Source organism: Micromonospora olivasterospora (assembly GCF_007830265.1).
GTDB classification, from domain to species: Bacteria; Actinomycetota; Actinomycetes; order Mycobacteriales; family Micromonosporaceae; genus Micromonospora; species Micromonospora olivasterospora.
In genome coordinates, this window is record NZ_VLKE01000001.1 from 3,675,173 (window position 1) to 3,696,509 (window position 21,337).

Sequence of the window (21,337 nt, forward strand, 5' to 3'; positions counted from 1 at the left end):
GCGTGACGATGGGAAAGACACTGAAACGCAGCGCGGCGTTCGCGGCGCTGGCCAGGGCGCTGACCGCCGGGGCGCGGGGCGGGCCGGCGCTGGGCGCCCGGCTCGCGGCGCTGCCCCGGATGATCCGGGCCACCGCCCGGGGCGAGTACGACGGTGGCCTCCGGCTGGCCCTCATGACGGCGGCGACGGCGTACATCGTCTCGCCCGTCGACCTGCTCCCGGAGATTCCGCTGGCGGTCTTCGGCCTCGCCGACGACGCCGTGCTGGTGGCCTGGCTGGCCGGCGCGGTGCTCGCGGAGACCGAGCGGTTCCTGGGGTGGGAGGCGCGTCGCCGCTCCGTCATCCCGGGCCATGTGGTGCCCTGACGACACGTACCCTGGGCGTCGAAACTACGTCTGCCCGGCCGCCGTCGCCGGCGCCGCAACGAAGGGCACAACGAGGTGCAGTACTACGACAACGTCGTCGAGCTGATCGGCAACACCCCGCTGGTGCGGCTGCGCAACGTCGCCGAGGGCATCCAGGCGACGGTGCTGGCGAAGGTGGAGTACGTCAACCCGGGCGGCTCGGTGAAGGACCGGATCGCCCTGCGGATGGTCGAGGACGCCGAGAAGGCCGGCATCCTCAAGCCCGGCGGCACCATCGTCGAGCCGACGAGCGGCAACACCGGTGTCGGTCTGGCCCTGGTGGCCCAGCTCAAGGGCTACCGGTGCGTGTTCGTCTGCCCGGACAAGGTCAGCCAGGACAAGCAGGACGTGCTGCGCGCGTACGGCGCGGAGGTGGTGGTCTGCCCGACGGCCGTCGCCCCGGAGGACCCCCGCTCCTACTACAACGTCTCCGACCGGCTGGCCCGCGAGATCCCCGGCGCGTGGAAGCCGAACCAGTACAGCAACCCGGCCAACCCGCGCTCGCACTACGAGACCACGGGCCCGGAGCTGTGGAAGCAGACCGGGGGCCGGATCACGCACTTCGTCGCCGGCGTGGGCACCGGCGGCACCATCTCCGGCATCGGCCGCTACCTGAAGGAGGCCTCCGAGGGGCGGGTCCGGGTGATCGGCGCCGACCCGGAGGGCTCGGTCTACTCGGGCGGCACCGGCCGGCCGTACCTGGTCGAGGGCGTCGGGGAGGACTTCTGGCCGGAGACGTACGACCGCAGCGTCGCCGACGAGATCGTGGAGGTCTCCGACAAGTCGTCCTTCGAGATGACCCGGCGGCTGGCCCGCGAGGAGGGGCTGCTCGTCGGCGGTTCCTGCGGGATGGCCGTGGTCGCGGCGCTCGAGGTGGCCCGCAGGGCCGGCCCGGACGACGTGGTAGTGGTACTGCTGCCCGACGGCGGCCGGGGCTACCTGTCGAAGATCTTCAACGACCAGTGGATGGCCCGGTACGGCTTCCTGGACAATTCCGGCGCCGAGCCGACCGTGGCCGACGCGCTGGCCAAGAAGCCGGGCGGGCTGCCCGAGCTGGTGCACGTGCACCCCACCGAGACGGTGCGCGACGCCATCGACTACATGCGCGAGTACGGCGTCTCCCAGCTGCCGGTGCTCAAGGCCGAGCCGCCCGTGGTCACCGGCGAGGTGGCCGGCTCGATCGCCGAGAAGGACCTGCTCGACGCCCTGTTCACCGGGCAGGCGCACCTGCACGACACCATCGAGCGGCACATGGGCGACCCGCTGCCGATGGTCGGCGGCGGCCAGCCGGTGAGCGAGGCCGTCGCCCTGTTGGAGAAGTCCGACGCGGCGCTGGTGCTGGTGGACGGCAAGCCCAAGGGCGTGCTGACCCGGCAGGACCTGCTCGCCCACCTCGGCGCCCGCTGACCCCGACCGGTGCCCGGGGCTCTCGGAGGGAGGACCCCGGGGCACCGGCGTCACAGCTCGCGCGCGTACCGGAGCTGGGCGACGACGACCGGGCCGATCCGTTCGTCCCGGCGCGTGCCGGTGGCCGTCCAGCCGCCCCGCTCGTAGAACCGGCGGGCGGGCGCGTTCCGCTCCAGCACCCAGAGCACGGCCCGCGTCCAGCCGCGCGTCCGCAGCGCGGCCAGCGCGTCGACCATCAGCGCCCGCCCGGTGCCCCGGCCGCGTTCGTCCGGTTCGAGGTGGATCGCGTTGAGCAGTCCGGTGGCCGGGTCGCCCTCGTCGTCCGGGCCGAGGTAGCTGAAACCGACGAGCCGGCCGTCGCGCTCGGCGACCGTCATCCGGTGGTCGGCCCGCTCCCACTCCCAGCGCTCGACCCAGTACCGGCCCATCTCCCGCCCGCTCGGCCCGGCCAGCGCCTCCGGCGGCAGGAACGACGAGTACGCGGCCACCCGGGACCGCTGGTGCAGGGCACCGACCGCCATCAGGTCGGCCCCGCTGGCGGGGCGCAGCGTGACCGTCACCGGATCGAGGCTACCCGCCGGGGCGGGACCGGCACGGTCGTCAGGTCCTCGGCGACGACGAGGTCTCCGTCGAAGTGCCGGCGGGCCTCGTCGGCGAAGCGCCGGGCGTCGGCGTACCGCTGGGAGAAGTGGGTGAGCACGAGCCGGCGTACCCCCGACTCGGCCGCCACCCGGGCGGCCTGCCCGGCCGTGAGGTGGCCGACCTCGGCGGCGAGCCCGGCCTCGGACTCCAGGAACGTCGACTCGATGACCAGCAGGTCGGCGTGCTCGGCGAGGGCGTACACCCCGTCGCAGAGCCCGGTGTCCATCACGAAGGCGAACCGCTGCCCCGGGCGGGTCACGCTCACCTCGTCGCGGGTGACGCGGCGCCCGTCGACGTCCAGGTGGCCGGCGCGCAGCAGCTGCCCGACGGCCGGGCCGGAGATGCCGTACGCGGCCAGCCTCTCCGGCAGCATCCGGCAGCCGTCCGGCTCCACCAGTCGGTAGCCGTACGTCTCGATCGGGTGCCGCAGCCGGCGCGCCTCCAGCGTGCCGACGCCGAGCGTGATCCGCTCCCCGTCGGCGTCGATCGGCTCCACCCGCAGCTCGGCGGTCTCGTGGAAGGAGCTGGCGTGCCGCAGCCGGGCGAAGTACTCCGCGCCGCCGCCGGGAAAGTGCACCGCCACCGGGTGGGGCACCCGGTCCAGGGAGAGCCGCTGGACGATGCCGGGCAGGCCGAGGCAGTGGTCGCCGTGGAAGTGGGTGACACAGATCCGGGTCAGGTCGGTGGCGGTGACGCCGCTGTGCAGCAGCTGTCGCTGGCTGCCCTCGCCCGGGTCGAAGAGGATCACCTCGTCGTCCCAGCGCAGCACGTACCCGTTGTGGTTGCGCTGCCGGGTCGGCGCCTGGCTGGCCGTCCCGAGCACCACCAGCTCGCGCATGGACACGGCGGTCCTCCTTCCGGGTGACCGGTCCGGCGTCCGCCGGACATGAAGCGACCCCCGGGGCGTCCGCGCTCGCGCGCGGGCCGGCTGGACTGGGCCGGCACCCCGGGGGTCGGGTGGCTGTCGTGGATTCGCCGCACCGCTGCCACACGGTCTCGACGATGGTGCCTGGTGCCCGCCTCGCGGCGGACCTGTTCACTGTCGAGGACAGCGGCTAGCGGACAGCCACCTCACGAGTCCAACTGGCATACAAGTCTGGACCACCTCCTTTCCCGTGTACCGCCACGCTATCCACTCCTCGGGGCCCCCGGCAACGGATTTCGATCACAGCCGCCCCGGCGGGGCACCCGCGGGGGCGGTCGACGCTGCCGATCGGGCTCCGTCCGCCCCTCATCGGCCGGCCCGGACCAGCCCATCGGCTCATGGAGCGCGCTGGATCCGGCGTGCCAGGGTGAGCGGGGGACGGAAGGAGGCGGCGGGCATGCCGACGAGGGGACGACGAGCCGTGCGTACGGTCGGCGGGCTCGGCATGGCCGCCCTGCTGGCCGCCGCCGGGGTACTGGTGGCGGCCGCCCCGGCGCGGGCGGTCGCCACCAGGACGGTGGCGTTCTGGAGCATGGACGAGCCGACGGGCGCCACGGCGCTCGTCGACAGCAGCGGCAACGGCCGGCGCGGCACCGTCGGCGCGGAGGTGACGACCGGTGCGCTGTACGACGGCGCGACCGCACACCGGTTCGTGTACCACAACCCGGCCGACCAGGAGTACGTCCCGGGGCACGTCGACCTGGTGCCGGCGAGCGACGACTTCAATCCCGGGGCCGGGGACTTCTCGATCAGCATCCGGTACCGGACCACCCGCTCCTTCGGCAACATCATGCAGAAGGGGCAGGGCGGGACGGCCGGCGGCTACTGGAAGTTCGAGGCGCCGGCCGGCAAGCCCCGGTGCATGTTCCGGGGTGGCGACGGGTCCACCCGCACGGGGTACACGGGCACGTCGCTCGCCGACGGCCAGTGGCACACGGTGACCTGCAACCGCACCGCGACGTACGTCGAGATGTGGGTCGACGGGGTGCGGACCAGCCGGCTGACCGGTCCCACCGGGACCATCGCCAACAACTGGCAGTTCGCGATCGGCGGCAAGAGCTTCTGCGACGGGGTCGACGTCACCTGCGACTACTTCGCCGGGGACATCGACTGGATCAGGTTGGTCAAGGGCCCCGGCGGGGCCGCGAACACGCCGCCCACGGCCGATCTCGCGCCGTCCTGCTCGGGGCTGGTGTGCGCGTTCTCGGCCGCCGGCTCCACCGACCCGGACGGGGCGGTGCAGGACCACGCCTGGGACTTCGGCGACGGGTCGGCCGCCGGCACCGGCAGCGTGCGGACCGTGACCCACACGTACGCCGAGGCCGGCACGTACCCGGTCACGCTGACCGTCACCGACGACCGGGGCGGCACCGGCACCGTCACCCGGGAGGTCACGGTCGCGCCGCTGCCCGAGCTGATCTCCTTCGTCGGGCAGGCCACCCGCAACGGGAACTTCGTCACGCACTCGGTCGTGGTGCCCGCCGAGGTGCGGGCGGGCGACGCGCTGCTGCTGTTCCTCAGCCAGAACACCCACGCCGTCACCGGCGAGCCCACCGGGGTGACCGGCTGGACGCCGCTCGACCGCCTGGACGGCGGGTACGCCACCACCACGGCCTGGTGGAAGGTCGCCGCGGCGGGCGACGCGGGGACGACGCTACGGATCACCCTCGGCAAGCAGTCGAAGGGGAACCTCGTGCTCGCCGCGTACCGGGGGACGGATCCGGCCGCGCCGGTGGCCGCGTACGCCCGGGCCGCCGACCCGGCCTCCTCCGCCGTGCGGATCACCCCGACGGCGTCCGTACCGGCCGAGCGGGGCTGGGCGGTGTCGTACTGGCTGCACGGCGACGCGACGTCCACCGAGCTGGCCCCGCCGCCCGGCGTCCAGGTGCGCAGCAACAGCTCGCAGACCGGCGGCGGCCGGGTCACGGGCCTGCTCGCCGACTCGGGCCGCTCCGTGCCGACCGGCGGCTACGGCGGCCTGAGCGCGGTGGCCGCGGCGGCCAGCAACACGACGACGACCTGGACCGTCGCCCTCCGCGCCGCGGAGTGACGCCGGTCCCGGCCGTCGCCGTCGTGCGGTCCGGTTCGGCGTGGCTCAGGAGGTACGGGCCACGCCGACCGGGCAGCTCAGCCCGTTCGGGCCGTGGTTGCAGTACCCGTTCGGGTTCTTGGTTCCTGGCGGTCGGTGCACTACTTTCCTTGACATGACCGCAGCAAGTCCCGCCACCTACGTCAGGCAGTCCAGCGCCCGCCGGAACAAGTCCGAAGCCAGCCCGGAGACCCAACGTGCCGCGACCGGCGAGCGCGCCGCGTATGACCACCCCGGCCGCGAGGTACGACGGTATGAGGACATCGGCAAGAGCGGATACGACACGGAGGTGATCCGGCCCGACTATGACCGGCTTATCGCGGACATCAAGGCCGGACTCGTCACGCACGTCTATGTCTACTACGTCTCTCGGTTGACCCGGCAAAACCCTAAGCAAGCGCTCGCCGAACTACTGCCGTTGCTGGCTGGCGGGCTGACGATCGTCTCCACCACAGAGGGCACGTTCGGCCCGGACAACACGATGGACTTGATTCACCTCTTGCTTCGCCTCGACGCCGCGCACAACGAGAGCGCTAACAAGTCGAACGCCGTGCGCGGCGCGAAGGCCCTAGCACGTGCCGCGGGCGGTCACGTCGGCATGGCGCCCTTTGGATTTACCACCGTCGAGCGCGTCGAGCGGACGCCGGACGGCGCCCCGGTCGCTATCCGCGCATTAGTAGCCGAGCCGACTGAGGCACGTGCGCTTCGGCTAGCCGCGCGTGCCGTTCGCTGGGGCCATGCCGTGCACGCGGTCAGCCGCTACTTCGACCGACGAGGTATAGCGACCCGTGGTGCCACTGTTGGCCGTTCCCGCGCGGCGTCCGCGTGGTCCGATCGGGCGCTGGCGCTCCGGCTACGTGACCCGCGCATCGCGGGATTGGCCGCTGTGGCGATCAAGAACGCAAAAGGCGACACCACCGGGTACGGGCTTGCGACCGGCGTACCGGGAGAGAACGCACTCCCGGCGCCCGATACGGCCATCATCACACCCGACGAGTTTTGGTCGCTTCAGAGTGCTCTCAACGGGCGCGCGAGTATGCCACGGAGGCCGGGCGATACGCCCTCGTTGCTCTCCGGCCTCGGCATCCTGTTCTGCGAATGTGGGTGCCCGATGAAGTCTCGTCGGTTCAACGCCGCGCCGACTCGCAATGCCTACCAATGCTCTGCGCCCGCCGGGCGGCACTCCTGCACTGTGTCGATGGCAACCCTCGACGCCTATGTGCGGTTCCGCATCGGTCGTCTGATCGGCAGTGTCGACCCGGCCGACCCTGGCGACCGCGAGACAGCAGACGTGCTCGCCGAGGCCGCTCGCCGCTTTGCCGCCGCGCACGCCGACCCGGCCACCGTTGCCCAACGCGCCGCCGTTGCGGCCGAGCTGTCCGAGGCAACCGCGTCGCTTGACCGACTGGCTAAGACCTTGGCAACCGCCTCGGGTGCCGCCGCGCGAGTAGTGGAGCAGCAAGTAACCGCCGCCGGTGCCCGCGTAGACGCCCTAACCGCGTCACTGGCCGCGCTCGACGCAGCGGCAGTGCCGGCCGTCCCACTAACCGGATGGACCTCCGGTGAGTACGGCGACGATGGCGCATGGTGGGATACCGCGCCCATTGCGGAGCGCCGCGAGTTCGTCGCGCTGTTTATCGACCGGCTGACCGTCCGCCGTGCCGCCGCGAAGGGCGGTCGACCAACCCACGCGGACCCGTGGGGGATCGTCGCCCCGCGTGTTGAGTTCCTGTGGGCGCAGCCCACCTCAGACTGACCCCCAACCAAATAAGGCAGGCCCCGGGCGAGCGATTGCAGCGCTACCCGAGGCCCTAACGGAACGACGGAGGTTCCGCTATGTCCAACTCTACCCGCCCCTCGCTGTACCTCGCCGGCTCGACCAACGCCGGCAGTGCCGCGCTCCTCGCCGCGCTGGCACTGCTGACCGCTGCCGGCTACCTCGTGTCCACGCCGACGGACGTTGCCGGCATCGAGGACGTCGAGACGTTGACCGCAGTTATGGCCGCCGACGTTGACGCGTTCGACGCCGCCTCCGCCGTCGTCGCGCTGCCGGACTCCGATGACGTCTGGGAAGTCGTTGCGGCGCACAGTCTCGGCGTTCCCGTGGTGTCGGTCGCCGACGCGCTCGCTTGGGCGGCGCAGTGACCCGGGCACAGCGCGCCGCCCTAGTCGCAGCCATGCACAACCGTCAGGGCGTCGTCTACGCCGGGTCGATCCACGTTCGCACCCTCGCGGCGCTCGCCCGGCGCGGGCTGGTGACCCTCTCCGAAGGCGGCACCGCCGCTACGCTCACGGATGACGGGCGTACCGCCGCCATTGCCCAGGTCACACGCGTGTGACCGCTGTTGTAGCCGTTACTCCGCCGCCCGGCGTACCGCCATCGTCACTCCGGCTATGGCTGTGCGTCGGGCGGCGTGTGGCGGTGCACCGCCCGAGGAATGGCGGCGTGTGGCGGCGCGCCACCACGGCCTCAGGCGTCGCCGCCTTCGCTGTCGGCGAGTCGCCGCCCGCGGCGTTCGGCGTACGCGCGGACGTCGGCGGCATCCCAGATGCGGCCAACGGTGAGGGTGTCGATAGGTGCCGGGAAGTCCGGTCGGTCGACGAGAATCGCGGCTCTCTGGCGCGACACGCCGAGGTAGTCCGCGACCTCGGATAGCGCCATGACTCGCACGGGCGGACCCTCCGGCGACACGGGTAGGCAGCTTGTCACCGGAGGGGTTGACTACCTGTCAACTGTGCGTCAGCGTGAGCGTATGCCCGCACGTCGACACTCCAAACCCGTACCGTCCGGCCCCCGCCACCGCCGCCGTTGGTGGCTATCGCGGTGGTGTATCTGCGGCATTCCGTGGCGGCGCTGCCCGGACCGCCACCACCCTCCCGCCCCGGCAGAGCCGGAGCGCAGCCATGCCGACGCCACGTCGGGGCGGCGCGCCGCCTCCGTGTGGTTACCTCCCGCCCCGGAGCGCACGCCCGCGGCCCACATGCGAGGCGGGTGGTCGCGGTGACGGGCTTTGCTGTCGGCGACGTGATCCGTGTGGCGGAACCCCATTACGCGTACGGCGCGGGCACGCTCACGATGCACGTCGCGGAGGTCGTCAGTCGCGGCCCGCGCGACGGGGCGGTTTGGGCGGAGTTGAGGGGGCGTGACGTCCGTCCAGACGGCAGCCTCGCCCCCTGCGAGCGTTTCGCGTCGGTACGCGTGGACAAAGTCGCCGTAGTCCGGGTGCCGGTCCGATGACCGCCCGCCCGCACCGACCCGGCCGTCCTCACTGGCGTTGTACGGCGTGCGGCGCCCCGTGGCCGTGCTCTCCGGCGCGGCTCGACCTCCTCGCGGAGTACGGGCGTGACCGGGTCGCGCTCTGCGTGTACCTGGTAACCCGTGCCGAGGACGCGCGGCAGGACTTCGAGCGGTTGGGCCTGACGCCTGATCCCGCGCTGCTCACGCGCTTCACGGCGTGGGCGCGGAGCAGGGAAAGTGTTACCAAAGCGTGATCCGAGAAAGGCGCGATTTTTGAACACTTGGCGGGTGCTGGCCCATACGGAGGCGACGACATTTTTGCGCCGATTATGGGCCAGTCGCCGGCCCATACGGAGGCAGGTGCTCCCGCCTTAGCGGTTGAGCAACGCCGGAGTGCGGTAGCCCTCGTCGCGGGTGCCGCTACCGCCTCCGGCGCACTCTCTTAGCTAGCCCTCGCCAGGGTTCCCGGCTCAACCCTGGCGAGGGCTTTTTGCTGGGCCGTTAACCGTGACTCACGAAGGGAGGGCCGCCCGTGTCCTGTTCCGAGTGCCCCGCGCTGTTGACCGTGACCCCCGGGGCTCCCCAGCGCCGGACATGCTCCGACGCGTGCCGTCAGCGGCGCTCCCGGCGCCTCCGCGCGGAGGCGGCAACCGCCTTCCGCGCCCAGGCCGCCGACCTCCTACGCCGGCAGACGCGCGCCGTCATCGCTGGCGACGCCGCGGAGCTACGCCGGGTCGAGGCGGACGCCGCGAGGCTGTTCGCCGCGTGACCACGCCGGGCGGCGGCGCCGGGGTGAGTGTATGAGTTGTGAAACGTGGTGAAGGAACGTCACTTCTATATTCTCTCTCTAGTTTCTTCTCCTCCTCCAATGAAGAGAAATATAGAAGTGACGAAACAATCCCCTGTTTCACAACTCATACACCTCGCCTAGACCGGGCGCCGCCCGCGTCCCGAAGTTCCTCCCCGTGCGGGTGAACACCTCGCGCCACGCTGGCCCATACGGCGGTTGTCAGTCACAGAGCGCGGAGGTTCGACATGGATTCCGAACCGTCATCACGCCCGACCGCGGCCCGCGGACGGCGCCGACCCAAGGGGACTACTGCGATGGACGAGCCTGCCTCATCATCACCCGCCCGCGGCGCTGCCGCGCCGTCACCGGCCGACCGGGTTACCGCCGCCGCGCTGAGGTTCTACGCGGGCGGTCCGTACGTCGACATCGGCATGCCGTGCGCGGTGCTGGGCCGCGAGGTATGGCGGCTAAGGGCGCGGGAGGTTGGCGAGATGCTTGCCAGCCTCTTCGGCCAGCGATACCGCCGCGTAGACGAAGGCGAAGACCGGGCGCTAGTCGTCAAGCTGCGCACGGACGACGCTTCCGCGTGCGACCACACACCGCGGGCGGCTCTCTGCGCTGGCATCGCGGCGGTACTCCTGCGCCTACCCGACCCGCCGCCGGGCTCGCGTTCGGCGCTCTCCCGTGCTGTCATCGACGTCCGGGCGATTGCCGCTCACGGCGGCGGGGACGCGTGGACGCGGGAGGTAGCGACCTACCTCGCGCGCGGCTTGCCTCCCCTGGCGGACCTCGACCCGGCGCCCCGGGTTATCCGGTCGGGCACCTCACCCGTGCCGGTGTCCGACGAGGAGCGCGCGGAACGCCGTCGAGCCGCGCTCGCCAACCACCGCGACCGGCTCGCCGCCGCGGCACGTCCGGCCCTCGTCGAAGTCGTCGAGTGGGTCGACGAATGGCGGTCGAGCGTCCCACCCGCCGCGTACCCGATCGCCGACGTACACGCGGCCTACCGGGCGGCTAAACCGTCGTCGCCCGTCGGTCGCACCACGTTCCACAGACACGCAAGCGCGGTGCTCCGGCGCCGTCGCCGGGCCAGTGGCCCGGTTTACCTCGTCGCAGCCCAGGAGGCCGGACGAATGAACGCCACCCAACGCCGGGAACTCGCGTCACTCATCGTCGACAAGCTAGCCGCGGAGTGGTCGGAGCTTGCCCTTGACGGGCTCGCCGACCTTGTCGCGGAACACCTCGACGCCCGCACCACCACCGCACCACCCGCCCCCACCCGCACCGCGGGCGGCAACGTCGTCGATTTCACCCGTCGGCGCCGCGTTGCCTGACCCGCCCCCAACCACGAGAGCCCCGGCGCCCCGCCCCGCGTCGGGGCTCTCGTGTATCTGCCGACGAGAGGAACCCCCATGCGCCGCCGCCGTTCGAAGTCCCGCGCCGCCGCTCGCGTCGAGGGCTACCCGACTCCGCCAGTGAACCGCGCCCAGGTCGACGCGATGGCGCCCGTTCTCGTGCCGTTCCGAAGCACGTTGAACGGCGTCACCGTCTACCGCCTCGCGCCGGGGCATCGTGCGTAACCCGCGATCCCGCCCTCATCCCTAGCCACTGAGCCACCCAAAGGAGCCACCATGACTGACTTCGACCCTGCCGCCGTCGCCGCGGAGATGCACTCCGGCGGTTCGTCCGGCGCCGGGTACCTGCCTGGCGAGTTCCCAGAGCCGGCACGCCCGTTGATGCCGCCCGCGGGCGCCGACCTACCGGCCGCCGTCGCCGCGTCGCTGAAGGAGTACACCGACGCTCACACGGCGTGGGAGCGCGCGTGCGACGCGGTTTCGGAATACCAGGAAACCGCCCGCATCTCTCGCGTCCGGCGTGAGGACGCGATCCGCGCCGCCGGTCAAGCCGTCGCCCAGGGTAAGCCGCGCCCGAAGATTCCGGCGGAGGTGAGCGAGGCGGACGAGGCGACCGAAGTGAAGATCCTCGCCGCCGTCGTTGCTGACCGGCGCATGTCGGCCAACCGCGCCTCCCGCGCGCTGTCTGACGCCGTGATTGCCCACGCCCCGGAGTTTGTCGCCCCGCTGACGGCGCGCTTCGCTCCGGCCATCGAGGCGATTCGGGAGAAGGCGGGGGAGTTGCGGCGCATGGTCGAGGCCGCGGAGGGAACGGTATCGGGGGTTGCGCGATACCGGGCGCTGTCGCACGTCGGGGTGCTCCGCAAGATGGGGGCCTCTGTCAGTGATGCCGGCGTGGCCTCGCTCGTCGGGGAGTACTCCGCCGCTGTCCGGTCGCCCGCCGACCGTCTCGCCGCCGCGCGCGGGCGCTCGCCGCTACACCTCCTGATCGACATGACCGACGCTGTCAACGGCCTTGCTGACGCACAGCTCGACGCGATGCCGCACCCCGACACTCTCGGCGTGGTCGGCGTGGACGGTGCTGCCCAGCGTGCCGCGATTGCCGAGATGAAGAGCGCGAAGTAACCACGTCGACCCACCGCGCCCGGCCCGTGCCGTGATGGGTGCTGGCCGGGCGCGCTATGTCCGATATGGGGGATGTGCCCCCTTCGGGCTTCCTTGTGGATCGAGATGGCATAGCGGCGCGGGCTCGCTACGTAGCGGCCCCCTGCACACGCAACCCTGCCCTGCGAAGAATGGACGTGCTCCCCGTGCCTGATTCACCGTCGGTCGAGCCGCCGGACGGCCTCAGCGCCGACGCGCTCGACCTCTTCAACGACGTCGTCGAGGAGCAAGGCGACCGCCTCACGGCGTCTCAGTTCGCATCCCTCGTGCAAGCCTGCCGGCTGGTCACCCTCGCGGACCGCGCGGACGTCGAGATTGGCGACCGTTGGATCATCGACGGTTACCGCGGACAGCCCGTAGCTAACCCGCTGGTGTCTGAGGCCCGCATGGCACGCGCCGCCGCCGTTCAGGCGTTGAAGGCCGCCCGCCTCGACGTGAGCACGGCTAGCGCCTCCGCCGCGGGTACGGCTCTGGTGGGCCACCGCTACCGGCGCGGTCGCTGATGCCCCGCCGCACCGCGGGCCGCACAGCCTCGCGCGGCGTGCCGCACGCCGTCTCCGTGGCGCTCGGTGGCGCCGACCTGCCCGCGTTCGCGCCGACGGAGTACGCCGACTGTCCGGCGGCGGGCTGGACGGTCGAGACGTTGCGGGGAGCGGCGGAAGGCTACGCCCGCGAGCACGGCCTACCCTCCGGCGCGGTTCGCGCCGCGTGGCTCGCCTTCGCGACGGCGTACGACCTCGCGACCGGTAACGCCGTCACGGTCGCCCCGGGCGTGCGTCACTACGGCGCCGCGTCCCTCCGCCGCGCGGAGATTCAGGAGCGTTTCAGCGCCCGCTGACGCTCGATAATCCGCCGCCCTATACCGACCTACCCCCGGCCGCTTTTCGGCCGTCCTGAGCCGCTACGTGCCTCGCGCGTGGCGGCTTTTTGCTGCCCCGGATGGGATGACATGAGAAATCGACTACAGGTCGAGTACGCGGGGCGCCGATACACGGTCGACGCCTCCCGCGCCGCGGTACGCGAAGCGACCGCATTGGTAGCCGCTAACCGCCCTATGGCCGCGAGTCGTCGTCTCCTCGGCGATGACGGGTACGTGGCGTTTACCGCGCGGCATCGCACCGTCGGCGAAATGACGGAGTTCCACATCGAGGTTCGCCGCGTCGTGAGGGGCGGTCGATAATGGGCGCGAATGTCGGCTACGCGACCCTGTCCGTCATTCCCAGCGCCCGGGGCTTTGGCCGCCGGCTTCAGCGGGAAATGCGGACCGAAACAGCAAGGGTCAGCGCCGACCAGGGTAAGCGCTTCGGCCGCGACTTTGCCGCCCGCGTCTCGAAGGCGTTCCGTCCGACGACGGCGAAGATGGGTGCCGAATTCGCGGGCGACATCGCGAAGGGCGCCGTTAAGGGCTTCAGTGCGGCCACCGAAGCGGCGAGCAGCTTCGCGAAGTCGGCTAACACGCTTTTGTCGGGGGTCGCTTCGTCTGGCCTCTCGGCGCTTAGCGGCGCTATCTCGACCGGCTCAACCACCGCCGCGACGGGTGGCGCGAATCTCCTCGCGGCTGCCCTCCTCGCTGTGTCCTCCGCAATCCCAGCGGTGGCTATCGGCTTCACCGCACTCGCGCCCGCGGTACTCCTCGCGGGTGGCGCCATGGGTTCGCTCACCACCCTCGCGTTAGGGGGAGCGGGTGCCCTCGCCGTTTTCAAGCTGGGTACACGCGGCTTGGGCGCTGCCTTCTCCGAGTTGAGCGCTGAGGGCAAGGTCAGCGCCGAGACGTTGAAGAAACTCGCCCCAAACGCGCGCAAGTTCGTTAAGGCCGTCGCGTCGCTCCGTAAGCCTTTCGCGGCGCTGTCGAGGAGCGTTCAGAATAAGCTATTCGCGAACATCGGTCGTGACGTCCGCACCCTCGCTAAGCGGTGGCTCCCCGCGCTGAAGCCGGCACTAGGGAACCTCGCCAAACAGTTCAACGGCGTCGGGCGCGCGGTATTCAAGGCCCTTGGTAAGCGAGATTTCATCGCCAACATCAAGGCTGCGCTAGGCGGCTTCGGCGACTTCGTTTCCCGCATCGGTAAGGGCCTGGGGCCGCTAATCGGCGCCATCGGAAAGCTGGGGAAGGCTAGCGTTCCGTTCCTGTCGGCGCTCGGCGACGGTATCGGCGGCGGGTTTGAGAGATTCGCCGCGTGGATTAGCCGCGCCGAGAAGTCCGGTGCCCTGAAGACGTTCATGAGCGACGCCGCTAAGGCGCTGAGGGACATCGGTAACATCGGCCGGCAGGTCATCGGCATCGCGGGCGAGCTGATTAGCACCTTCTTTCCATCCTCGAAGCGCGCCGGGAACACGTTCCTAGGCGGCGTGAATGAGGGACTAGGGCGCGTGCGAGCGTGGCTCGCCGATCCCGAGAATAAGAAGAAGATCCAAGAGTTTATGGATCAGGTCGGCGACTTCGTGAAGAAGATCGTTACGGAGTGGGTGCCGCAAGCAATTGAGTGGACGAAGAAGGTCGGCGGGTGGATCGACAAGGTTGATAACTGGGGTCGAAAGCTCGGCGAGTGGAAGAACCGCGCGTCAACCGCCTTCAGCGACGTATATACGGCGGCGCGAATCTTCGTAAGCGCCATCACTGGCGCCTTCAACGCCATCCTCGACCCGATCCGCAACGCGCAAGCCGCCTTTACCCGACTGCGAACCACGGTCGTTACGCAGCTCAACCGCGCCGTCGCGATCATCGCCGACTTCCCGGGCGTCGTGGCGTCCGTAATGGGCAGCCTGCCGGGGCTGCTCTACAGCGCGGGCGTCAACGCCGTTGCCGGCCTCGTCGGCGGCCTCCTGTCGGGGCGCGGATCGGTGGCGGCTGCCGGCCGCTCTCTGGCGTCCGCCGCCCTGGGCGCCGTGACGCGAGCCCTCGACATTCACTCCCCGTCGCGCGTCATGCGCGAAGTCGGCAAGTTCTTCACCTCCGGCTTCGTACAGGGCATGGTCGGCGGGTCGGCGGAGGTCAAGCGCACCGCCGACAAGATCGCCACCATGGCGGCGAAGGCGTTCCGCCACAAGGGCCTCAGCACGACGGCGACGGACAAGGCCGTCGGCCGGCTCCTGAAGTCCCTCGCGCCGCGTCAGGGCCAGATCAACGCCCTTGCGAAGCGGTGGGACTCGCTGACGTCGAAACTGACCGCGGCGAAGGAGAAGCTCGCCGACGCGATCAAGGCACGCGACGACTTCGCTGGTGGCGTCCGCGACGGGCTCATTTCCGCCGCGTCGATCGCGAGCCTCGAAGCCGGCACGCCGAAGCTCCTCATCGAGAAAATGCGCGACAGCCTCGCGCAGACTCGCGAGTTCGCGGCGGTCCTCAGCGAGCTTCGTCGCCGCGGCCTCAACGACACGTCATACCGGCAACTCGTCGAGGCAGGCGTTGGCAGCCTGGGCACCGCGAAGGCGCTCCTCGACGGCGGCCCGAACGCCGTCCGCGAAGTGAACGCGATTCAGTCGCAGCTCAACTCCGCGGCCTCTTCGCTCGGTGCGACCGCGGCGAAGAACCTCTACCAAGCCGGAGTCGACGCGGCGTCCGGGCTGGTCAAGGGCCTTCAGTCTCAGATCAAGTCGATTGAGTCGGTCATGACTCGCATCGCTGAGGCGATGGTCAAGGCCATCAAGAAGGCGCTCGGCATCAAGTCGCCGTCGCGGGTCTTCCGCCGCCTGGGCGGCTTCGTCGGTGACGGCATGGCGCTCGGCGTCGACCGCTCGCGACCGCGGGTCACGAAGGCCGTCGGTGCGCTAGTGGCGGTTCCCGACGTGCGGCCCGCCCGCCGCGCTATGGCGACGGCGCCAGCACAACCGACGGTCATCAACATGTACAGCACTCAGGCGACCGTCGCCCAGGTGGAGGCGGCGCTCCGGCGCCGGGACACCCTGTTGCGCATTGGCAGGCCCCGGTAAGCGCCGAAACCCTTGCGCCGCAAGGGAAACGCCCCCGTCTCCGGTACTCCGGCGGCGGGGGCGCTTCGGCGTAACTACACCACCCCTACCGGGCAGGTCAAGCCGTTGGGGCCAATACCACAATATCCGCTAGGGTTCTTCGTCGGCGCCAGGTACTGCTGGTGGTAGTCCTCGGCGAAGTAGTAGTCACCGAGCCGGTCGATCTCCGTGGTGATCTCACCCTTGCCGGCGCGCGCCACGATCGGCGCGAACGCGTCCCGCGACGCCTCGGCGATCGCCAGCTGCTCGTCGGTGGTGGCGTAGATCGTCGACCGGTACTGGGTGCCCACGTCGTTGCCCTGGCGCATGCCCTGGGTCGGGTCGTGGTTCTCCCAGAAGACCTTGAGCAGGTCCTCGTACCCGATCCGGGCGGGGTCGTAGACCACCTGGACCACCTCGGCGTGCCCGGTCCGGCCCGAGCAGACCTCCTCGTACGTCGGGTTCGGGGTGCTCCCGCCCGCGTAGCCGACGGAGGTGGTGAGCACGCCGGGCAGCGTCCAGAACAGCCGCTCGGCGCCCCAGAAGCAGCCCATCCCGAAGACGGCGACCTGCGAGCCCTCCGGGAACGGCCCCTTCAGCGGCGAGCCGAGGACCTCGTGCCGGTCGCTGATCGGCATCGCGATCGCGCGGCCGGGCAGAGCCTGGTCGGGGGTGGGAAGTTCGGCCTTCATGCGGCGAAGGAACACGGTGCGACTCCTCTCGTACCTCTCCCCGCGCACAACACCGCCGGGCACCCGTTCCTTACCCGCCCCGGCCAGCCTCAGCCCGGGGCGCGGGCGGAACTTCGGGCGGCACGGCGGTTCGGGGTGCGCCGACGGTCGTGATCGGTCAGAGGGCGGCGGCGATGCGCTCAGCGTACGAGGTGGCCTCCGCGTCGTCGAGGTAGCGCGTGCGGGGCCAGAAGAAGCCGCGCAGCCCGTCGCCCTTCGTCCGCGGCACGACGTGGGTGTGCAGGTGCGGGACGGACTGGGACACCCGGTTGTTCATCGCCACGAACGTCCCACCCGCCCCCAGACCGGACTCGACCGCCACGGCGAGCCGCTGGACCAGCCCGAAGTAGCCGGCGAGGGCGTCGGCGGGCAGCTCCGCCAGGGTCACCAGGTGGGTACGCGGCACGACCAGCACGTGCCCCCGGAACACGGGCCGGGTGTCCAGGAACCCCACGCCCTCCGGCGCGTCGACCACCCGGAACGCGGGCGCCCCGCCCGCCACGATCCCGCAGAACACGCACCCGCCCATCGGGGCCAGGGTAGTCCCGGTGCGTGCCGTGCGGGCCCTGACCTACCCGGACATGTCTGGATGGGCCCTGCGGATGTCCGGCCGGGTTGGGCCCACCAGGCGGGACGGGCGGACTAACGTCTCGGGAATGAGTCACGGCTTCGAGACGCTCGCCATCCACGCCGGTCAGGACCCCGAGGCCCGCACCGGTGCGGTGATCCCGCCCATCTACCAGACCAGCACCTACGCCCAGGACGCCGTCGGCGCGCCCCGGCAGGGCTACGAGTACAGCCGCTCCGGCAACCCCACCCGCGACGCCCTGCAGGAGTGCCTCGCCGCGCTGGAGGGCGGGTCCGTCGGGCTCGCGTTCGCCAGCGGCCTGGCCGCGGAGGACACCCTGCTGCGCACCGTCTGCAAGCCGGGCGACCACGTGGTCATCCCCGACGACGCGTACGGCGGCACGTACCGGCTCTTCGCCAAGGTGGCCGAGCGCTGGGGTCTCGACTTCACCCCGGCCAAGGTGTCCGACCCGGCCGCGGTGCGGGACGCGATCCGCCCCACGACGAAGATCGTCTGGGTGGAGACGCCGACCAACCCGCTGCTCGGCATCGCCGACATCGCCGCCCTGGCCGCCGTCACCCACGACAAGAACGCGCTGCTGGTCGTCGACAACACGTTCGCCTCGCCGTACCTGCAGCAGCCGCTGGCTTTCGGCGCCGACGTGGTCGTCCACTCGACCACGAAGTACATCGGCGGGCACTCCGACGTGGTCGGCGGCGCCCTGGTCGTGGCCGACGCCGGGCTCGGGGACGGGCTGCGCTACCACCAGAACGCGATGGGCGCGGTCAACGGGCCGTTCGACGCCTGGCTCACCCTGCGCGGCATCAAGACCCTCGGCGTACGCATGGACCGGCACTGCGACAACGCCGAGCGGATCGCGGCGTACCTGGACGGGCACGCCAAGGTCGCCCAGGTGCTCTACCCCGGCCTGCCGTCCCACCCCGGCCACGAGACGGCCGCAAAGCAGATGCGCCGGTTCGGTGGGATGATCTCCTTCCGGGCCGCCGGCGGCGAGGAGCACGCCGTGGAGATCTGCAACCGGGCCAAGCTCTTCGTGCTCGCCGAGTCCCTCGGCGGCGTGGAGTCGCTCATCGAGCACCCCGGTCGCATGACACACGCGAGTGCCGCCGGCTCGCCGCTTGAAGTTCCCGGCGATCTCGTGCGACTGTCTGTCGGCATCGAGACGGTCGACGACCTGCTCGCCGACCTGGAGCAGGCGCTGGGCTGACCGCTTGGCTGGGGAGGGTGGCCGTGCAGGACATCATGCCGACCTGGGTGGGGGCGACCGCGAAGCAGATCGCCCGGGGCGTACGCCGGGGGGACATCTCCGCCACCCAGGTCGTGGCGGACCACCTCGAACACGTGGCCCGCGCCGACGCCGACCTCGCCGCGTTTCGGACGGTGCGCGGCGGGGAGGCGATCACCGAGGCGGAGAAGGTCGACGAGCAGGAGGACCTGGCGAACCTGCCGCTGGCCGGGGTGCCGGTGGCGGTGAAGGAGAACACCCCGGTCGCCGGCCTGCCCACCTGGAACGGCTCGGCCGCCGTGCGTACCCCGGTGGCGGAGGCCGACCACGAGGTGGTCCGGCGGCTGCGCGGCGCGGGCGCGGTGATCCTCGGGGCGACCCGGATGCCGGAGCTGGGCCTGTGGGCCGTCACCGACGACGACACCGCCGTCACCCGCAACCCGTGGGACCCCCGGCGCACCCCCGGCGGCTCCTCCGGCGGCGCGGCGGCGGCCGTGGCCGGCGGGCTGGTGCCGATGGCACACGGCAACGACGGCCTCGGCTCGATCCGCATCCCGGCGGCCTGCTGCGGTCTGGTCGGGCTCAAGCCCGGCCGGGGTGTGGTGCCGTGCCGGCTCGGCGCGGACGACTGGTTCGGCCTGACCGAGCACGGCGTCCTCGCCGGCACGGTGGCCGACGCGGCGGTCGGCTTCCAGGTGCTGGCCGGCCACCGCCCCGAGAAGCTGGTGCCGCCGCAGCGGCTGCGGGTCGGGGTCTCCCTGCGCTCCCCGGTGCGCGGCGTCTCGCCCGACGCCCCGAACCGCGACGCCGTCGCCGCCGCCGGCCGGCTGCTGGCCGCCGCCGGGCACGACACCGTCCCCGCCGACCCGGTGTACCCGACCGCGCTCGGCCTCCAGGGCATCGCCACCTGGTTCGCCGCGGCCGCCGCCGACGTGCGGGCCAGCGGCCTCGACCGCCGACGACTCCAGCGGCGCAGCCGGCGGCACGTCGCGTTGGGGGAGTGGGCGCAACGCCGGGGGTACGTCCGGCAGGCCGACCGCGCCGCCTGGCGGGAGCGCTCGATCGGGTTCTTCGCCGACCACTCCGTCGACCTGCTGCTCACCCCGGCGCTGGCCGGCCCGCCGCCGGAGGCCATGGCCTGGTCGGGCCGGTCCTGGCTGGCGAACATGCGGGCCAACATCCGGTACGCCCCGTACGCCGCGCCCTGGAACATCGCCGGCCTGCCGGCGCTCGTGGTGCCGGTCGGCCGCCGCCCGGACGGACTGCCGGTGGCGGTGCAGCTCGTCGGGCCGCCCGGCTCGGAGCTGCTGCTGCTCGGCGTCGCCGGCCAGTTCGAGATGCAGGCCCCCTGGGCCCGGCACGCTCCCGGCTATCCCCGCGTCGGAACGGGCTCGCCGGCCGTCGCGTGATCGCCGGGGCAGCCGAGCCGCGGCTGGCGGTGACGCTCTCGTCGCCGCGGGTAGCGGACGGTGGGGCCGCGGTGTCGCCGTCAGCTGAGAGCCCCGTGGGTGGCACGATCGGGGCATGACGGAACTGGTCGGTCTCGCCGACGTGCGGGCCGCGCGGGAACTGCTCGCCGGCGTCACCCGCACCACCCCGTTGGAGTCCTCCCGTCCGCTGAGCGCCGTGCTCGGCGGGCCGGCCTGGCTCAAGTGCGAGAACGTGCAGCGCGCGGGGTCGTACAAGGTGCGCGGCGCGTACGTGCGGATCTCCCGCCTGTCGGCGGCGGAGCGCGCCCACGGCGTGGTGGCCGCGAGCGCCGGCAACCACGCGCAGGGCGTGGCGCTGGCGGCCGGGCTGGTCGGCACGCAGGCCACCGTCTTCATGCCGGTGGGAGCGCCGCTGCCCAAGGTCGCCGCCACCAAGGGGTACGGCGCCCGGGTCGAGTTGGTCGGCAACACCGTCGACGAGTCGCTGGTCGCGGCGCAGACGTTCGCCGAGCGGACGGGTGCGGTCTTCATCCACCCGTTCGACCACCCGGACGTGATCGCCGGGCAGGGCACGGTGGCGCTGGAGATCCTCGAACAGTGCCCCGACGTCAAGACGATCATCACCGGGGTGGGCGGGGGCGGATTGGTCTCCGGGATCGCGGTCGCCGCGAAGGCGCTTCGCCCGGACGTTCGGGTGATCGGCGTGCAGGCGGCCGGCGCGGCGGCGTACCCGCCCTCGCTCGTCGCCGGCGAGCCGGTCCGCCTCCCCGCGTTCGGCACGATCGCCGACGGCATCGCGGTCGGCCGTCCCGGGGAGCTCACCTTCGTACACGTGCGCAAGCTCGTGGACGAGATCGTCACCGTCTCCGAGGAGGACATCTCCCGGGCGCTGCTGGTGCTGCTGGAGCGGGGCAAGCAGGTGGTGGAGCCGGCGGGCGCGGTCGGCGTGGCCGCGCTGCTGGCCGGCGTCGTGCGGGTCGAGACGCCGGCGGTGGCGGTGCTCTCCGGCGGCAACATCGACCCGCTGCTGATGCTGCGGGTCATCGAGCACGGGCTCGCGGCGGCGGGGCGCTACCTGCGGTTCACCGTGCGCTGCTCGGACCGGCCCGGTCAGCTCGCCTCCCTGCTCGCCGAGATCGCCGAGCACCGGGCGAACGTCGTCGACGTGGAGCACCAGCGCGCCAACCCCCACCTGCGCCTCGGCGAGGTGGAGGTGGCCCTGTCGGTGGAGACCCGCGGGATCGAGCACTCCGACGCGCTGATCGGCGCGCTGCGGGCCAGCGGCTACCAGGTGGTCTTCGCCGGCGAGGCGTGACCGGCGGCCAGTTCCCGCCGCGCCGCGTGCGCGAAGTCGTAGACCGCGAGCGTGCCGATGTTGGTCTGGCCGGCGGTCAACTCGT

20 protein-coding genes and 1 pseudogene are annotated in these 21,337 nt (G+C 71.8%); 15 read left to right on the forward strand and 6 right to left on the reverse strand.

Features of this window, described 5'->3' with window-relative positions:
* Nucleotides 1–8: 8 nt before the first annotated feature.
* Nucleotides 9–365 carry a YkvA family protein gene (locus tag JD77_RS16840; RefSeq protein WP_145777625.1) on the forward strand — a complete coding sequence of 119 codons (357 nt, stop codon included), beginning with the start codon at nt 9–11 and terminating at the stop codon, nt 363–365.
* Between the two features lie 75 nt (nt 366–440).
* On the forward strand, nt 441–1,811 hold the full coding sequence (locus JD77_RS16845; protein ID WP_145775248.1) for a cystathionine beta-synthase: 1,371 nt from the start codon (nt 441–443) through the stop codon (nt 1,809–1,811).
* A 50-nt stretch (nt 1,812–1,861) separates the two neighbouring features.
* On the opposite strand, the gene JD77_RS16850 is transcribed toward JD77_RS16845, so the two are convergent.
* Nucleotides 1,862–2,371: a GNAT family N-acetyltransferase gene (locus JD77_RS16850; RefSeq protein ID WP_145775249.1), complete on the reverse strand. Its 510-nt coding sequence runs from the start codon at nt 2,369–2,371 to the stop codon at nt 1,862–1,864.
* The gene (locus JD77_RS16855) at nt 2,368–3,297 is read right to left on the reverse strand and encodes a ribonuclease Z (protein WP_145775250.1); all 930 of its coding nucleotides are present in this window, start codon (nt 3,295–3,297) and stop codon (nt 2,368–2,370) included. Before JD77_RS16855 ends, JD77_RS16850 begins: the two co-directional genes overlap by 4 nt.
* Before the next feature lie 478 nt (nt 3,298–3,775).
* Here JD77_RS16855 and JD77_RS16860 point away from each other — a divergent pair, with 478 nt between their 5' ends.
* On the forward strand, nt 3,776–5,428 hold the full coding sequence (locus JD77_RS16860; RefSeq protein ID WP_145775251.1) for a PKD domain-containing protein: 1,653 nt from the start codon (nt 3,776–3,778) through the stop codon (nt 5,426–5,428).
* A gap of 45 nt (nt 5,429–5,473) precedes the next feature.
* Here JD77_RS16860 and JD77_RS16865 read toward each other — a convergent pair.
* Nucleotides 5,474–5,551: pseudogene (locus JD77_RS16865) on the reverse strand (peptide-methionine (S)-S-oxide reductase MsrA); the annotation flags it as partial.
* Nucleotides 5,552–5,582: 31 nt separating this feature from the next.
* Between JD77_RS16865 and JD77_RS16870 the strand changes: the two are divergent.
* The 3 genes from JD77_RS16870 (at nt 5,583) to JD77_RS32125 (ending at nt 7,806) form a co-directional block, all read left to right on the forward strand.
* On the forward strand, nt 5,583–7,223 hold the full coding sequence (locus JD77_RS16870; protein ID WP_145775252.1) for a recombinase family protein: 1,641 nt from the start codon (nt 5,583–5,585) through the stop codon (nt 7,221–7,223).
* Between the two features lie 80 nt (nt 7,224–7,303).
* Entirely contained in the window at nt 7,304–7,612 is a 309-nt protein-coding gene (locus tag JD77_RS16875; protein ID WP_145775253.1) for a hypothetical protein, read from the forward strand.
* Between the two features lie 32 nt (nt 7,613–7,644).
* On the forward strand, nt 7,645–7,806 hold the full coding sequence (locus JD77_RS32125; RefSeq protein ID WP_170286465.1) for a hypothetical protein: 162 nt from the start codon (nt 7,645–7,647) through the stop codon (nt 7,804–7,806).
* A 131-nt stretch (nt 7,807–7,937) separates the two neighbouring features.
* Here the strand turns inward: JD77_RS32125 and JD77_RS16880 are convergent, their stop codons facing one another.
* A complete protein-coding gene (locus JD77_RS16880; protein ID WP_246140716.1) occupies nt 7,938–8,129 on the reverse strand; it encodes a helix-turn-helix transcriptional regulator in 192 nt (63 codons plus the stop codon).
* Nucleotides 8,130–9,237: 1,108 nt separating this feature from the next.
* On the opposite strand from JD77_RS16880, the gene JD77_RS16890 reads away from it, so the two are divergent.
* The 6 genes from JD77_RS16890 to JD77_RS16915 all read left to right on the forward strand — a co-directional run bounded on the left by JD77_RS16890 (nt 9,238) and on the right by JD77_RS16915 (nt 15,944).
* Nucleotides 9,238–9,474, forward strand: a complete 237-nt coding sequence (locus JD77_RS16890) for a hypothetical protein (RefSeq protein ID WP_145775256.1) — start codon at nt 9,238–9,240, stop codon at nt 9,472–9,474.
* 335 nt (nt 9,475–9,809) lie between these two features.
* Nucleotides 9,810–10,829, forward strand: coding sequence for a hypothetical protein (locus tag JD77_RS16895; protein ID WP_145775257.1), 1,020 nt, complete (start codon nt 9,810–9,812; stop codon nt 10,827–10,829).
* A 297-nt stretch (nt 10,830–11,126) separates the two neighbouring features.
* A complete protein-coding gene (locus tag JD77_RS16900) occupies nt 11,127–11,975 on the forward strand; it encodes a hypothetical protein (protein WP_145775258.1) in 849 nt (282 codons plus the stop codon).
* Nucleotides 11,976–12,145: 170 nt separating this feature from the next.
* A complete protein-coding gene (locus JD77_RS16905) occupies nt 12,146–12,517 on the forward strand; it encodes a hypothetical protein (RefSeq protein ID WP_145775259.1) in 372 nt (123 codons plus the stop codon).
* Nucleotides 12,518–12,555: 38 nt separating this feature from the next.
* Nucleotides 12,556–12,852 carry a hypothetical protein gene (locus JD77_RS16910; protein WP_145775260.1) on the forward strand — a complete coding sequence of 99 codons (297 nt, stop codon included), beginning with the start codon at nt 12,556–12,558 and terminating at the stop codon, nt 12,850–12,852.
* 341 nt (nt 12,853–13,193) lie between these two features.
* Entirely contained in the window at nt 13,194–15,944 is a 2,751-nt protein-coding gene (locus tag JD77_RS16915) for a hypothetical protein (protein ID WP_145775261.1), read from the forward strand.
* A gap of 74 nt (nt 15,945–16,018) precedes the next feature.
* Here the strand turns inward: JD77_RS16915 and msrA are convergent, their stop codons facing one another.
* The gene (gene msrA, locus JD77_RS16920; protein ID WP_145775262.1) at nt 16,019–16,669 is read right to left on the reverse strand and encodes a peptide-methionine (S)-S-oxide reductase MsrA; all 651 of its coding nucleotides are present in this window, start codon (nt 16,667–16,669) and stop codon (nt 16,019–16,021) included.
* 142 nt (nt 16,670–16,811) lie between these two features.
* A complete protein-coding gene (locus JD77_RS16925) occupies nt 16,812–17,222 on the reverse strand; it encodes an HIT family protein (RefSeq protein ID WP_145775263.1) in 411 nt (136 codons plus the stop codon).
* 127 nt (nt 17,223–17,349) lie between these two features.
* On the opposite strand from JD77_RS16925, the gene JD77_RS16930 reads away from it, so the two are divergent.
* From JD77_RS16930 to ilvA, 3 genes are all read left to right on the forward strand, one after another.
* Entirely contained in the window at nt 17,350–18,489 is a 1,140-nt protein-coding gene (locus JD77_RS16930) for a cystathionine gamma-synthase (protein ID WP_145775264.1), read from the forward strand.
* A gap of 17 nt (nt 18,490–18,506) precedes the next feature.
* The gene (locus JD77_RS16935) at nt 18,507–19,916 is read left to right on the forward strand and encodes an amidase (protein ID WP_145775265.1); all 1,410 of its coding nucleotides are present in this window, start codon (nt 18,507–18,509) and stop codon (nt 19,914–19,916) included.
* Nucleotides 19,917–20,031: 115 nt separating this feature from the next.
* Nucleotides 20,032–21,252 carry a threonine ammonia-lyase gene (gene ilvA / locus JD77_RS16940; RefSeq protein ID WP_145775266.1) on the forward strand — a complete coding sequence of 407 codons (1,221 nt, stop codon included), beginning with the start codon at nt 20,032–20,034 and terminating at the stop codon, nt 21,250–21,252.
* Nucleotides 21,253–21,337: the final 85 nt, after the last annotated feature.